This is a genomic window from Pseudomonas sp. SDO5522_S412 (assembly GCF_054071215.1).
This window is the reverse complement of the sequence record NZ_JBSVWQ010000043.1, coordinates 1-13,882: the sequence shown is the minus strand read 5'-3', so window position 1 is coordinate 13,882 and position 13,882 is coordinate 1. Positions and strand designations below refer to the sequence as shown.

Annotated in this window: 17 protein-coding genes; 10 read left to right on the top strand and 7 right to left on the bottom strand. The window is 59.8% G+C overall.

Translation table 11 applies throughout. The features are described 5' to 3' along the window. Window positions 1-12: 12 nt before the first annotated feature. The 7 genes from hpf to ACW9I6_RS12340 all read right to left on the bottom strand — a co-directional run bounded on the left by hpf (window position 13) and on the right by ACW9I6_RS12340 (window position 5,436). Window positions 13-318, bottom strand: a complete 306-nt coding sequence (gene hpf, locus ACW9I6_RS12370) for a ribosome hibernation-promoting factor, HPF/YfiA family (protein ID WP_003216115.1) — start codon at window positions 316-318, stop codon at window positions 13-15. A gap of 75 nt (window positions 319-393) precedes the next feature. After that, window positions 394-1,887, bottom strand: a complete 1,494-nt coding sequence (locus ACW9I6_RS12365) for an RNA polymerase factor sigma-54 (RefSeq protein ID WP_003216117.1) — start codon at window positions 1,885-1,887, stop codon at window positions 394-396. A gap of 184 nt (window positions 1,888-2,071) precedes the next feature. Continuing rightward, on the bottom strand, window positions 2,072-2,797 hold the full coding sequence (lptB, locus tag ACW9I6_RS12360) for an LPS export ABC transporter ATP-binding protein (protein ID WP_003216119.1): 726 nt from the start codon (window positions 2,795-2,797) through the stop codon (window positions 2,072-2,074). Continuing rightward, window positions 2,797-3,369 carry a lipopolysaccharide transport periplasmic protein LptA gene (gene lptA / locus ACW9I6_RS12355; RefSeq protein WP_023659193.1) on the bottom strand — a complete coding sequence of 191 codons (573 nt, stop codon included), beginning with the start codon at window positions 3,367-3,369 and terminating at the stop codon, window positions 2,797-2,799. The genes lptB and lptA overlap by 1 nt, the downstream gene beginning before the upstream one ends. Further along, window positions 3,356-3,928, bottom strand: a complete 573-nt coding sequence (gene lptC / locus ACW9I6_RS12350; RefSeq protein ID WP_003216122.1) for an LPS export ABC transporter periplasmic protein LptC — start codon at window positions 3,926-3,928, stop codon at window positions 3,356-3,358. Before lptC ends, lptA begins: the two co-directional genes overlap by 14 nt. Window positions 3,929-3,936: 8 nt before the next feature. Then, window positions 3,937-4,461, bottom strand: coding sequence for a KdsC family phosphatase (locus tag ACW9I6_RS12345; protein ID WP_003216124.1), 525 nt, complete (start codon window positions 4,459-4,461; stop codon window positions 3,937-3,939). After that, a complete protein-coding gene (locus tag ACW9I6_RS12340) occupies window positions 4,462-5,436 on the bottom strand; it encodes a KpsF/GutQ family sugar-phosphate isomerase (protein ID WP_003216126.1) in 975 nt (324 codons plus the stop codon). A 292-nt stretch (window positions 5,437-5,728) separates the two neighbouring features. Between ACW9I6_RS12340 and ACW9I6_RS12335 the strand changes: the two genes are divergently transcribed. The 10 genes from ACW9I6_RS12335 (at window position 5,729) to hisC (ending at window position 13,804) form a co-directional block, all read left to right on the top strand. After that, window positions 5,729-6,538 carry an ATP-binding cassette domain-containing protein gene (locus tag ACW9I6_RS12335; protein WP_003216128.1) on the top strand — a complete coding sequence of 270 codons (810 nt, stop codon included), beginning with the start codon at window positions 5,729-5,731 and terminating at the stop codon, window positions 6,536-6,538. Further along, window positions 6,538-7,335, top strand: a complete 798-nt coding sequence (mlaE, locus tag ACW9I6_RS12330; RefSeq protein ID WP_003216131.1) for a lipid asymmetry maintenance ABC transporter permease subunit MlaE — start codon at window positions 6,538-6,540, stop codon at window positions 7,333-7,335. Before ACW9I6_RS12335 ends, mlaE begins: the two co-directional genes overlap by 1 nt. Next, window positions 7,335-7,802, top strand: coding sequence for an outer membrane lipid asymmetry maintenance protein MlaD (mlaD, locus tag ACW9I6_RS12325; RefSeq protein WP_003216133.1), 468 nt, complete (start codon window positions 7,335-7,337; stop codon window positions 7,800-7,802). Before mlaE ends, mlaD begins: the two co-directional genes overlap by 1 nt. A gap of 11 nt (window positions 7,803-7,813) precedes the next feature. Continuing rightward, window positions 7,814-8,467 (top strand): MlaC/ttg2D family ABC transporter substrate-binding protein, encoded by a 654-nt coding sequence (locus ACW9I6_RS12320; protein ID WP_003216135.1) that lies wholly within the window; start codon window positions 7,814-7,816, stop codon window positions 8,465-8,467. After that, window positions 8,464-8,769, top strand: a complete 306-nt coding sequence (locus ACW9I6_RS12315; RefSeq protein WP_003216137.1) for an STAS domain-containing protein — start codon at window positions 8,464-8,466, stop codon at window positions 8,767-8,769. Before ACW9I6_RS12320 ends, ACW9I6_RS12315 begins: the two co-directional genes overlap by 4 nt. A gap of 114 nt (window positions 8,770-8,883) precedes the next feature. After that, window positions 8,884-9,123, top strand: a complete 240-nt coding sequence (locus ACW9I6_RS12310; protein WP_008434291.1) for a BolA family protein — start codon at window positions 8,884-8,886, stop codon at window positions 9,121-9,123. Between the two features lie 23 nt (window positions 9,124-9,146). Continuing rightward, the gene (gene murA, locus ACW9I6_RS12305) at window positions 9,147-10,412 is read left to right on the top strand and encodes a UDP-N-acetylglucosamine 1-carboxyvinyltransferase (protein WP_003216140.1); all 1,266 of its coding nucleotides are present in this window, start codon (window positions 9,147-9,149) and stop codon (window positions 10,410-10,412) included. 247 nt (window positions 10,413-10,659) lie between these two features. Next, window positions 10,660-11,295: an ATP phosphoribosyltransferase gene (hisG, locus tag ACW9I6_RS12300; RefSeq protein ID WP_003188599.1), complete on the top strand. Its 636-nt coding sequence runs from the start codon at window positions 10,660-10,662 to the stop codon at window positions 11,293-11,295. 127 nt (window positions 11,296-11,422) lie between these two features. Next, window positions 11,423-12,748, top strand: coding sequence for a histidinol dehydrogenase (gene hisD, locus ACW9I6_RS12295; RefSeq protein ID WP_008434283.1), 1,326 nt, complete (start codon window positions 11,423-11,425; stop codon window positions 12,746-12,748). A 3-nt stretch (window positions 12,749-12,751) separates the two neighbouring features. Continuing rightward, window positions 12,752-13,804, top strand: coding sequence for a histidinol-phosphate transaminase (gene hisC, locus ACW9I6_RS12290; protein WP_003216145.1), 1,053 nt, complete (start codon window positions 12,752-12,754; stop codon window positions 13,802-13,804). The last annotated feature ends 78 nt before the right edge of the window (window positions 13,805-13,882 follow it).

Below are 13,882 nucleotides of genomic sequence, written 5' to 3'. Positions count from 1 at the left end.
GGGTGGGGAGTGTTAGCGGCCAGTGCCTTGAAGAAGGCTCTGCTGCTTTTCCTTATGCTTTTTAAGTTGGCGGTCAAGCTTGTCTGTGAGCAAGTCGATTGATGCATACATGTCTTCATGTTCGGCATTGGCGACCACTTCGCCACCGGGTATCTGAAGTGTCGCTTCGATTTTCTGCTGAAGCTTGTCGACCTTCATGATGACCTGCACGTTGGTGATCTTGTCGAAATGGCCCTCAAGCTTCTTCAGCTTCAGCTCGACGTATTCGCGCAATGGAGGGGTGACTTCTACATGGTGTCCACTGATGTTGACTTGCATACAGCTTCTCCTTCGTTGCCAGTGCATAAAGCGGCGGGTAGGAATACCCGCCACTGGAACGCTATGGCCCGCCCGTCACATCAAACGCTTACGCTCGCTGGAAGGCGCGATCCCTAGGGACTCGCGGTACTTGGCGACGGTTCGACGGGCGACCTGAATGCCTTGTGCCTCCAGTAAACCAGCGATCTTGCTGTCACTCAACGGCTTTTTCTGATTTTCCGCGGCAACCAGTTTTTTGATGATCGCGCGGATCGCCGTGGACGAGCATTCGCCGCCTTCGGAGGTGCTGACGTGGCTGGAGAAAAAGTATTTCAGCTCATATATACCCCGTGGGGTATGCATGAATTTTTGCGTGGTCACCCGGGAAATCGTTGATTCGTGCATGCCCACCGCCTCGGCGATGTCGTGCAGTACCAGCGGCTTCATCGCTTCATCGCCGTATTCCAGGAAGCCGCGCTGGTGCTCGACGATCTGGGTGGCGACTTTCATCAGGGTTTCGTTGCGGCTTTGCAGGCTCTTGATGAACCAGCGGGCTTCCTGCAGTTGGTTACGCATGAAGGTGTTATCGGCGCTGGTGTCGGCGCGGCGCACAAAACCTGCGTATTGCGGATTGACCCGCAGGCGCGGCACCGATTCCTGGTTCAGCTCCACCAGCCAGCGTTCGTTGTCCTTGCGCACAATCACGTCGGGCACGACATATTCGGCTTCGCTGGACTCGATCTGCGAGCCCGGGCGTGGGTTGAGGCTCTGCACCAGCTCGATGATCTGGCGCAGATCATCTTCCTTGAGCTTCATGCGGCGCATCAGCTGGCTGTAGTCGCGGCTGCCCAGCAGGTCGATGTAGTCGGTGACCAGGCGCTGCGCTTCGCTCAGCCAAGGCGTCTTGGCCGGCAATTGGCGCAGTTGCAGCAGCAGGCACTCGCTGAGGTTGCGGGCGCCGATGCCGGCCGGCTCGAATTGCTGGATGCGGTGCAGGACGGCTTCGATTTCGTCCAGTTCGATGTCCAGTTCCGGGTCGAACGCCTCGAGGATCTCCTCAAGGGTCTCGTCCAGGTAGCCCTGGTTGTTGATGCAATCGATCAGGGTCACGGCGATCAGGCGATCGGTATCGGACATCGGTGCCAGGTTCAGTTGCCAGAGCAAATGGCTCTGCAGGCTCTCGCCGGCTGATGTGCGGGTGGTGAAGTCCCACTCGTCGTCATCGTTGCTGGGCAGGCTGCTGGCGCTGGTCTGGTAGACGTCTTCCCAGGCGGTATCCACGGGAAGTTCGTTGGGAATGCGTTCGTTCCATTCGCCTTCCTCAAGGTTATCCACCGTGGGGGCGGTTTCCTGGTAGGAGGGTTCCTGTACGTCGGGGTTGGGCTTTTGCTCGATGTTGTCGGCCAGCGGGTCTGCATTATCGAAGTCGTCGCCTTCTTCCTGGCGTTCGAGCATCGGATTGGACTCCAGGGCCTCCTGGATTTCCTGTTGCAGGTCCAGGGTCGACAATTGGAGCAGGCGGATGGCCTGTTGCAGCTGCGGTGTCATCGTCAGCTGCTGGCCCATTCTCAGGACTAGCGATGGTTTCATGGCAGGGGCTTAACACCTTATTCGCCGGCGCAATGCGCCATCCACGACAGGGCGCGTGAGCGCCAAACATAAGCAAATTATATGCCTGATATCGGGGGCTTTGCCTAGAGCGCGGTAACAATAAAAATACTGAGGTTTTTATTGACTACCGCGCTCCATGGCGAATGGCCTGATACCACCGTGTTTACAGGCGGAACTCGTGACCCAGATACACTTCCTTGACCAGTTCGTTGGCCAGGATAGTGGCAGAGTCACCTTCGGCAATCAGCTGTCCATCGTTGACGATGTAGGCGGTTTCGCAGATATCGAGTGTCTCACGGACGTTGTGGTCGGTGATCAATACACCGATGCCCTTGGCCTTGAGATGATGGATGATCTGCTTGATGTCGCCGACCGAGATCGGGTCGACACCGGCGAAAGGTTCGTCCAGCAGGATGAACTTGGGCGCCGTGGCCAGCGCGCGGGCGATTTCCACACGACGACGCTCGCCGCCGGAAAGGCTCATGCCGAGGTTGTCGCGAATGTGGTTGATGTGGAATTCCTGCAGCAGGCTTTCCAGCTCTTTCTTGCGCCCGGCGCGGTCGAGTTCCTTGCGGGTCTCGAGGATGGCCATGATGTTGTCGGAAACCGACAGTTTGCGGAAGATCGATGCTTCCTGGGGAAGATAGCCGATACCCGCTTGCGCACGGCCGTGCATAGGCTGGTGGCTTACGTCCAGGTCGTCGATCAGGACGCGGCCTTGATCGGCCTGCACCAGGCCGACGATCATGTAGAAGCAGGTGGTCTTGCCGGCACCGTTGGGGCCGAGCAAACCGACGATCTGGCCGCTGTCGATCGACAGGCTGACGTCACGCACGACCTGACGGCTTTTATAAGCCTTGGCCAGATGCTGGGCTTTCAGGGTTGCCATTAATTCGCCTTCTTCGCGTCGGGTTTCGGCGCCGGCTGGGCTGCGCCCGGTTTCTGCTTCGGCTGGATAACCATGTCGATACGCGGCTTCGGCGTGCTGATTTTCGAGCCGGTAGCACGGCCGGCCTGGGCGATCTGCTTCACCGTGTCGTAGACGATTTTTTCGCCGTCGGTGGTGTTGCCGTCATTGATGACCCGGGCCTGGTCGATCAGCACGATGCGGTTTTGCTGGGCGTGGTACTGGATCGTCTTGCCATAGCCTTTGACCGGCGTAGGGTCGCCCACTTTCTGCAGTTGTTCGAAATACGCCAGGTTGCCCACCGAAGTGACCACGTCGATATCGCCCGCCGGGGTACGAGTCAGTGTCACGGTGTTACCCGTCACTTTCATCGAGCCCTGGGTGATGATCACGCTGCCCGTGTAGGTCGCGATACCTTGCTTGTCATCCAGCTGCGCATCGTCAGCCTGAATGTGGATCGGTTGCTGGCTATCGTTCGGCAGAGCCCAGGCGCTCACGCTTCCCAGTGCTGCGCCCAGGCCGAGCAAAATAGGGAGGGTTTTAACGAGCCTCATACTGTCCTCTTACGTTCGATAGCAGGTGTATCCTGCTTTCTTTCAAATACGCTTTCATTCCCTTGCCAGTCGATACACCGCCAGCGCCGTCAATTCTAACGTCTTGCTCGGTCTGCGCATATTGCTTCTGTGGGAATACGGTCATGCGACTGCTGGTAATAATGGTGTCGCGGTTCTTGGCGTCAGTGCGGGCTACCCGCACCGAGTCAATCAGTTCCACTTGGGTGCCGTCCGGGTTGACCTCGCCACGCTCGCTGGTGACGTGCCACGGAAATTCGGCGCCGCGGTACAGGTTCATGTCCGGCTTGGTCAGCAAAGTGACCTCGGATGCCTTCAAGTGTTCGACCTTGTCGGAGGTCATTTCATACTGGACCTTGCCATCGGGCAGGTACTGGATGCTGTGGGCGTTGATGGCGTAATAGTCGATAGCACTCTCGTCAACCTGTGCAACCGGCTTGTCGAGGAAGCGCTCCGGGCTGATATTCCAGTAGCCGACCGCGAGGAAAACCGCGGCGATGACTGCAAGTATCAGGAAATTGCGAATCTTTTTACTCAGCATAAAACGCTCTATAGGTAGGCGGCGTGGGCCGCTTCAAGGCTGCCTTGGGCGCGCAGAATCAACTCGCAGAACTCGCGGGCGGCGCCTTCGCCGCCGCGGGCGGTGGTTACACCATGGGCGTGTTCGCGAACGAACGCCGCCGCATTGGCCACGGCCATGCCCAGGCCGACCCGGCGAATCACCGGCAGGTCGGGTAAATCGTCACCCAGGTACGCAACCTGCTCATAGCTTAGGTTGAGTTGGCCAAGAAGCTCGTCCAGAACCACCAGTTTATCCTCGCGGCCCTGATACAGGTGAGGAATACCCAGGTTTTGTGCGCGGCGTTCCACAACCGGGGTCTTGCGACCGCTGATGATGCCGGTTTGCACGCCCGCCGCCATCAGCATCTTGATGCCCTGGCCGTCGAGGGTGTTGAACGTCTTGAATTCGCTGCCGTCTTCCAGAAAGTACAGGCGGCCATCCGTCAGCACACCGTCGACGTCGAAAATCGCCAGCTTGATGTGCTTGCCCCGTTGCATCAGGTCGGTGGTCATTTACATCACTCCCGCACGCAGCAAGTCGTGCATGTTCAGGGCGCCAACCGGACGGTCGTCGCTGTCGACCACCACCAGCGCCAGGATCTTGTGGTCTTCCATGATCTTCAGTGCTTCGGCCGCGAGCATGTCAGGGCGTGCGGTCTTGCCGTGAGGCGTCATGACTTCGTCGATGGTGGCGGTCTGGATGTCGAGGTTGCGGTCCAGGGTGCGGCGCAGGTCGCCGTCGGTGAAGACCCCGGCCAGCCGCCCGTCGGACTCCAGGATTACGGTCATGCCCAGGCGCTTGAGGGTCATTTCCATCAAGGCATCTTTCAGCAAGGTGCCGCGTGGCACTTGTGGCAGCTCGTCGCCGGCGTGCATGACGTTTTCCACTTTCAGCAGCAGGCGACGGCCAAGGGCGCCGCCCGGGTGGGAAAACGCGAAGTCTTCGGCGGTAAACCCGCGGGCTTCCAGCAATGCCACGGCCAGCGCATCGCCCATGACCAGGGCGGCGGTGGTGGAGGAGGTCGGTGCCAGGTTCAGCGGGCAGGCCTCGTGGGCAACGTGCACGTTCAAATTCACTTCGGCGGCTTTTGCCAGCGTCGAGTCCGGGTTGCCGGTCACGCTGATCAGCTGGATACCCAGGCGCTTGATCAGCGGCAGCAGGGTCACGATTTCGTTGGTGGTGCCGGAGTTGGACAGTGCCAGGATGATGTCGTCCCGGGTGATCATGCCCATGTCACCGTGGCTGGCTTCGGCCGGATGCACGAAGAACGCGGTGGTCCCGGTGCTCGCCAGGGTGGCGGCGATCTTGTTGCCGACATGTCCGGATTTGCCCATGCCGACCACCACTACGCGGCCCTTGCTGGCCAGAATCATCTCGCAGGCGCGTACGAAATCCGCGTCGATATGGGCCAGCAAGCCTTCTACGGCTTCAAGCTCGAGGCGGATGGTGCGTTGTGCGGATTGAATAAGGTCGCTGGATTGGCTCATGTCTGAAATCGTATAGCCTGACGAAAAGTCGGCGATTATAACGGTAATGATCAATTCCCTCACACAAGTTCGTCAGGCTTTATTCAATACACCCGTGGTTGAGATTGAACCTCAGCCAGGATTTTTTAGCTGTCCTGTTTCTGAACAAGCTCTGTTCCGGCCTTGGGGGCGCTGTACCAGCAGTGATATAGTTCGCGGCCAGTTCGGTCCGCACGGCCTTTTTGTCTATTCGGCGCAAGCATTTGTCGAAAACAAAGTGTCTGAGTGAAAGGCTGCATCCCAAGGAGTTTAGATGAGTGCCGATAACGCCTACGCGGTCGAGCTGAAGGGCCTTTCCTTCAAGCGCGGTACGCGCAGCATCTTCAATAATGTGGATATTCGCATTCCCCGCGGCAAAGTCACGGGCATCATGGGGCCTTCCGGCTGCGGCAAGACTACGCTGCTGCGCCTGATGGGCATGCAATTGCGCCCCTCCGCCGGTGAAGTCTGGGTCAATGGCCAGAACCTGCCGACCCTTTCGCGCAGTGACCTGTTCGATGCCCGCAAACACATGGGCGTCCTGTTCCAGAGCGGCGCGTTGTTTACCGATCTCGATGTTTTCGAAAACGTGGCGTTCCCGCTGCGGGTGCATACACAGCTGTCCGATGAAATGATTCGTGACATTGTGTTGCTGAAATTGCAGGCCGTCGGGCTGCGCGGTGCTATCGATTTGATGCCCGACGAGTTGTCCGGAGGCATGAAGCGTCGTGTCGCCCTGGCGCGTGCCATCGCCCTCGACCCGCAGATTCTCATGTACGACGAGCCTTTCGTTGGCCAGGACCCGATCGCCATGGGGGTGCTGGTACGCCTGATCCGCCTGCTCAATGATGCGTTGGGTATCACCAGTATCGTGGTTTCCCACGACCTGGCCGAGACCGCGAGCATTGCCGACTACCTATATGTAGTGGGCGATGGCCAGGTGCTGGGGCAGGGCACGCCTGAAGAACTGATGAACGCAGACAACCCGCGCATTCGCCAATTCATGACCGGCGATCCCGATGGCCCGGTGCCTTTTCACTTTCCGGCAGCGGACTACCGCTCAGATCTTCTGGGGAAGCGCTGATGCGCAAGACATCATTACTCGAAAAGGTTCGCCTTTTCGGTCGCTCCGGCATCGATATCATCGGTGTGCTGGGGCGTTCGACGATTTTCCTGTTTCATGCCTTGCTCGGCCGCGGCGGTATTGGCGGCGGTTTCGGCCTGCTGATCAAGCAATTGCACTCCGTGGGCGTGATGTCCCTGGTGATCATCGTGGTCTCCGGGGTGTTCATCGGCATGGTGTTGGCGCTGCAAGGCTTCAATATCCTCTCCAGCTACGGGTCCGAGCAGGCTGTTGGGCAGATGGTTGCCCTGACGCTGTTGCGTGAGTTGGGCCCGGTGGTGACCGCGCTGCTGTTTGCCGGGCGCGCAGGTTCTGCGCTGACGGCCGAAATCGGCAACATGAAGGCCACCGAGCAGCTGTCCAGCCTGGAAATGATCGGCGTCGATCCACTCAAGTACATTGTTGCCCCGCGCCTGTGGGCCGGCTTCATCTCCCTGCCACTGCTGGCGATGGTATTCAGCGTGGTCGGGATCTGGGGCGGTTCATGGGTGGCGGTTGACTGGTTGGGCGTCTACGACGGTTCCTACTGGGGCAACATGCAAAACAGCGTGACCTTCAGCGGCGACGTGCTCAATGGCATCATTAAAAGCATCGTCTTCGCCTTTGTAGTGACCTGGATCGCCGTATTCCAAGGCTATGACTGTGAGCCCACCTCAGAAGGGATCAGTCGCGCCACCACCAAGACCGTTGTGTACGCCTCGCTGGCGGTACTGGGCCTTGACTTCATTTTGACCGCCTTGATGTTTGGAGATTTCTGATGCAAAACCGCACTGTGGAAATCGGTGTCGGCCTTTTCTTGCTGGCTGGCATCCTGGCTTTACTGTTGCTCGCCCTGCGAGTCAGCGGCCTATCGGCCAGCCCCACCGCCGATACCTATAAACTTTACGCCTACTTCGACAATATCGCCGGTTTGACTGTCAGAGCTAAAGTGACCATGGCGGGTGTAACCATCGGCAAGGTCACGGCAATCGATCTGGACCGCGACAGCTTCACCGGCCGTGTGACCATGCAGGTGGACAAGAAGGTAGATAACCTGCCGACTGACTCCACTGCGTCTATCCTCACCGCTGGCCTGCTGGGCGAGAAGTACATCGGCATCAGCGTCGGCGGGGAATCTGCCCTGCTCAAGGATGGTTCGACCATTCATGACACACAGTCGTCGTTGGTGCTGGAGGACTTGATCGGTAAATTCCTGCTCAATACCGTCAATAAAGACGCCAAATGAGGAATGTGTTCATGATCTCTACTTTGCGACGTGGCCTGTTGGTACTGCTCGCGGCACTGCCGTTGATGGCTAACGCCGCTGCCGGCGGTTCTGCGCATGACCTGGTGCAGGACACCACCAACAAGATGTTGGCTGACCTGAGTGCCAACAAGGAAAAGTACAAGCAGGACCCGAGTCAGTTCTATAACGCGCTGAACACGATTGTCGGGCCTGTTGTTGATGCTGAAGGTATTTCCAAAAGCATCATGACCGTCAAGTACTCGCGCAAGGCTACGCCTGCGCAGATGCAGACATTCCAGGAAAACTTCAAGAAGGGCTTGTTCCAGTTCTACGGCAACGCCCTGCTGGAGTACAACAACCAGGGGATTACCGTCGCCCCTGCCGGGGATGAGTCGGGTGACCGCACCAGCGTCAACATGAGCGTCAAGGGCAACAACGGCGCGGTCTACCCTGTGCAGTACACGCTCGAGAAGGTCAACGGCGAGTGGAAACTGCGTAACGTGATCATCAACGGCATCAACATTGGCAAGCTGTTCCGTGACCAGTTCGCGGATGCAATGCAGCGCAATGGCAACGACCTGGACAAAACCATCAACGGTTGGGCCGGTGAAGTGGCCAAGGCCAAGGAAGAAACCGACAAAGCTGCCGGGAAGCCTGCCCAATGACCGAGTCGGCCATTCGCCTTGGCGAGTCCGGTGAGCTGTTGCTCAGCGGCGTGCTGGATTACAGCACTGGACCCGCCCTGCGCAAGCAGGGCCAGGCGCTGATCAATGCCAGTACCGCTCCTGCGCTGGTGCTGGATTGCTCGGCGGTGGTGAAGTCCAGCAGCGTCGGCTTGTCGTTGCTGCTGTGTTTCATGCGCGATGCGCAGGCCGTCAAAAAGCCGGTGAGCATTCGTGCATTGCCCGAAGACATGCGTGAAATCGCTGAGGTTTCCGGTCTGACCGAGCTGTTGGCGCATCCTTAATACACATTATTAAAGAAGCCCCCCGTCAGAGTCCTGCTATGCGGGGTTCGCAGGCGCGGGGCTTTTTTGTATGATGTGCGACCCGCGCGCACTGGGCGCCCATAGAGGTTGATCATGCAGGCCCTAGAAGTTAAAAGCTTCCTTGAAGGAAAGCTGCCCGAAACTAATGTTGAAGTTGAGGGCGAAGGCTGCAATTTCCAGCTGAACGTGATTAGCGATGAACTGGCGGCATTGAGCCCGGTCAAGCGTCAGCAGCAGATCTATGCCCATTTGAACCCGTGGATCACCGATGGCAGCATCCATGCGGTCACTATGAAATTTTTCAGCCGCGCGGCCTGGGCCGAGCGCACCTGAGCCCCCAAGGCGTCGAGATTCTTATGGATAAATTGATTATTACCGGCGGTGCTCGTCTTGATGGCGAGATCCGTATTTCCGGGGCGAAGAACTCCGCCCTGCCGATCCTGGCAGCGACCTTGCTGTGCGATGGCCCGGTTACCGTGGCCAACCTGCCGCACCTGCATGACATCACCACCATGATCGAGTTGTTCGGTCGCATGGGCATCGAGCCGGTGATCGACGAGAAACTCAGCGTCGAAATCGACCCGCGCACCATCAAGACCCTGATCGCACCGTACGAGCTGGTGAAAACCATGCGCGCCTCGATCCTGGTACTGGGCCCGATGGTTGCCCGTTTCGGCGAAGCCGAAGTCGCACTGCCTGGCGGTTGCGCCATCGGTTCGCGTCCGGTGGACCTGCACATCCGTGGCCTCGAAGCCATGGGTGCAACCATTGACGTCGAAGGCGGCTACATCAAGGCCAAGGCGCCGGAAGGCGGCCTGCGTGGCGCAAACTTCTTCTTTGATACCGTCAGTGTGACCGGTACCGAGAACATCATGATGGCCGCTGCCCTGGCCAATGGCCGCAGCGTGCTGCAAAACGCCGCGCGCGAGCCGGAAGTGGTCGACCTGGCCAACTTCCTGATCGCCATGGGTGCCAACATCACCGGCGCCGGCACCGACACCATCACCATTGATGGCGTGAAACGCCTGCATTCGGCTACCTACAAGGTGATGCCGGACCGCATCGAGACCGGTACCTACCTGGTCGCGGCTGCCGTCACCGGTGGCCGTGTCAAGGTCAAGGACACTGATCCGACCATCCTCGAAGCCGTCCTGGAAAAACTCAAGGAAGCCGGCGCCGAGATCACCACCGGTGAAGACTGGATCGAGCTGAACATGCATGGCAAGCGGCCAAAAGCCGTTAACGTGCGTACCGCTCCGTACCCGGCGTTCCCGACCGACATGCAGGCGCAGTTCATTTCCCTGAACGCGATTGCCGAAGGCACCGGTGCCGTGATCGAGACCATCTTCGAAAACCGCTTCATGCACGTGTACGAGCTGCACCGCATGGGCGCCAAGATCCAGGTCGAAGGCAATACCGCCATCGTGACCGGCATCGAGAAGCTCAAGGGCGCGCCAGTGATGGCTACCGACCTGCGTGCCTCCGCCAGCCTGGTGATCTCGGCGCTGTGCGCTGACGGCGACACCCTCATCGACCGCATCTACCACATAGACCGTGGTTACGAGTGCATCGAAGAGAAGCTGCAGATGCTCGGCGCGAAAATCCGCCGCGTACCGGGCTAGTTCCAGGAACTGCAAACACGTTCATTGTGGCGAGGGAGCTTGCTCCCGCTGGACTGCGCAGCAGTCCCAGTCTTTTTAAACAAAGATCAGGGCCGCTTCGCGCCCCAGCGGGAGCAAGCTCCCTCGCCACATGACGATGTATGCTGTTAGCTGATTTGTTTCAAGTCGAGGCTGTAATGGCCTCGATCTGTGTCTGGCGCCGATTGCGACCGGACAGCAATAGCCTGATGAAGGACTGACGTTTCCCATGTTGACCATCGCACTGTCCAAGGGCCGCATCCTTGACGACACTTTGCCGCTTCTGGCTGAAGCGGGCATCGTGCCGACCGAGAATCCGGACAAGAGCCGCAAGCTGATCATCCCCACGACCCAGGACGATGTTCGCCTGCTGATCGTGCGTGCCACCGATGTGCCAACCTACGTTGAACATGGCGCGGCCGACCTCGGCGTCGCTGGCAAAGACGTGTTGATGGAATATGGCGGCCAGGGCCTGTACGAGCCGCTGGACCTGCGTATCGCCCTGTGCAAGCTGATGACCGCCGGCCGTGTCGGTGACGTCGAGCCTAAAGGCCGCCTGCGGGTGGCGACCAAGTTCGTCAACGTTGCCAAGCGTTACTACGCCGAGCAAGGCCGCCAGGTCGACATCATCAAGCTTTACGGCTCGATGGAGCTGGCACCGCTGATCGGCCTGGCCGACAAGATCATCGACGTGGTCGACACCGGCAACACCCTGCGCGCCAACGGCCTGGAGCCCCAGGACTTTATCGCCGACATCAGCTCCCGGCTGATCGTCAACAAAGCTTCGATGAAAATGCAGCACGCCCGTATCCAGGCGTTGATCGACACCCTGCGCAAGGCAGTGGAGTCTCGACACCGCGGTTGACTCACCCGCGCGGCCCCAAGCCGCGCCCGTCTATCCGCCTCATAGCCAGAATTCTCAGGTGCCCAAGCGGATCGACTGCTAACTTTCGGCGCCTGAGCATTTTTGCCATTCCTATGAGGCCCTCGCTATGACCACGTCCACTGCAATTGCCCGACTCAACGCTGCCGACCCGGATTTCGCCCATCATCTGGATCATCTGCTGAGCTGGGAAAGCGTGTCCGACGATTCGGTCAACCAGCGGGTGCTCGACATCATCAAGGCCGTGCGCGAGCGCGGTGACGCGGCGCTGGTTGATTTTACCCGGCAGTTCGATGGCCTGGATGTCGCCTCCATGGCCGACCTGATCCTGCCCCGCGAACGCCTGGAGCTGGCGCTGACCCGCATCACCGCGCCCCAGCGCGAAGCCCTGGAAGTGGCGGCCGCGCGGGTGCGCAGCTACCACGAGAAACAGAAACAGGATTCCTGGAGCTACACCGAGGCCGACGGCACCGTACTGGGCCAGAAGGTCACGCCGCTGGACCGTGCTGGCCTGTACGTGCCGGGCGGCAAAGCGTCGTACCCGTCCTCGGTATTGATGAACGCGATTCCGGCCAAGGTGGCCGGCGTGACCGAAGTGGTCATGGTGGTGCCTACGCCGCGCGGCGAAATCAACGAACTGGTGCTGGCAGCGGCCTGCATCGCGGGCGTTGATCGCGTGTTCACCATCGGTGGCGCCCAAGCGGTAGCGGCCCTGGCCTACGGCACCGAAAGCGTGCCGAAGGTCGACAAGGTGGTTGGCCCGGGCAACATCTACGTGGCCACGGCCAAGCGCCATGTATTTGGCCAGGTCGGCATCGACATGATCGCCGGCCCTTCGGAAATCCTCGTGGTGTGTGACGGCCAGACCGACCCGGACTGGATCGCCATGGACCTGTTCTCCCAGGCCGAGCACGACGAAGACGCCCAGGCGATCCTGGTCAGCCCGGACGCCGAATTCCTGGACAAGGTCGCCGCCAGCATCGCCAAGCTGCTGCCGACCATGGAGCGCGCCGAGATCATCGAGAAGTCGATCAATGGCCGTGGCGCCCTGATCCTGGTCCGCGACATGGAGCAGGCCATCGAAGTGGCCAACCGTATCGCCCCGGAACACCTGGAGTTGTCCGTCGCCGACCCACAAGCCTGGCTGCCGCTGATTCGCCACGCCGGCGCGATCTTCATGGGCCGCCACACCAGCGAAGCCCTGGGCGACTACTGCGCAGGTCCCAACCACGTGCTGCCCACGTCGGGCACTGCGCGGTTCTCCTCGCCGCTGGGCGTATATGACTTCCAGAAGCGCTCGTCGATCATCTTCTGCTCGCCAGAGGGCGCGTCGGAGTTGGGCAAGACCGCTTCCGTGCTGGCCCGTGGCGAGTCGCTGACCGCCCACGCCCGCAGCGCCGAATACCGCATCGTTGACGATAAGCAGGGGAACTGAAACATGAGCAAATTCTGGAGCCCGCTCGTCAAGGATCTCGTGCCTTACGTGCCCGGTGAGCAACCGAAGCTGACCAAGCTGGTAAAACTCAACACCAATGAAAACCCCTACGGCCCATCGCCCAAGGCGCTGGCTGCCATGCAGGCCGAGCTGAACGACAATCTGCGTTTGTACCCGGACCCCAACAGCGATCTGCTCAAGCAGGCGGTGGCCAAGTACTACGGGATCGACGCGGGCAAGGTGTTCCTCGGCAACGGCTCCGATGAAGTCCTGGCGCACATCTTCCACGGTTTGTTCCAGCACGACCTGCCGCTGCTGTTCCCGGACATCAGCTACAGCTTCTACCCGGTGTACTGCGGCCTGTACCGCATTGCCTTCGACGCAGTGCCGCTGGATGAACAGTTCCAGATCCGCGTGTCGGACTACGCCAGGCCCAACGGCGGGATCATCTTCCCGAACCCGAACGCGCCGACCGGTTGCGTGATGGCGCTGGACGCCGTGGAGCAAATCCTCAAGGCCAGCCCGGACTCGGTGGTGGTGGTCGATGAAGCCTATATCGACTTCGGCGGCGAGACCGCCATCAGCCTGGTGGACCGTTACCCGAACCTGCTGGTGACCCAGACCCTCTCCAAGTCGCGCTCCCTGGCCGGTTTGCGGGTGGGCCTGGCCGTGGGCCACCCGGACCTGATCGAGGCGCTGGAGCGGGTCAAGAACAGCTTCAACTCCTACCCGCTGGACCGTCTGGCGATTGTCGGCGCGGCCGCCGCTTTTGAAGACCGCGAATACTTCCGGAACACCTGCAAGTTGGTGATCGATAGCCGTGAAAAGCTGGTGGCGCAACTGCAGGCCAAGGGGTTTGAAGTACTGCCGTCGGCGGCCAACTTCATCTTTGCCCGGCATCCAGGGCACGACGCTGCCGGGCTGGCGGCCAAGGTGCGGGAGCAGGGGGTGATTGTGCGGCACTTCAAGCAGGAGCGGATTGCCCAGTTCCTGCGGATCAGTATTGGCACGCCTGAGCAGAACCAGGCGCTGATCGATGCGTTGGGTGAGCTGTAAGCCACACTGAAACTCAAAAAAATGTGGGAGCGGGCTTGCTCGCGAATGCGGTGGTTCAGTCACTGATGTGCTGAATGA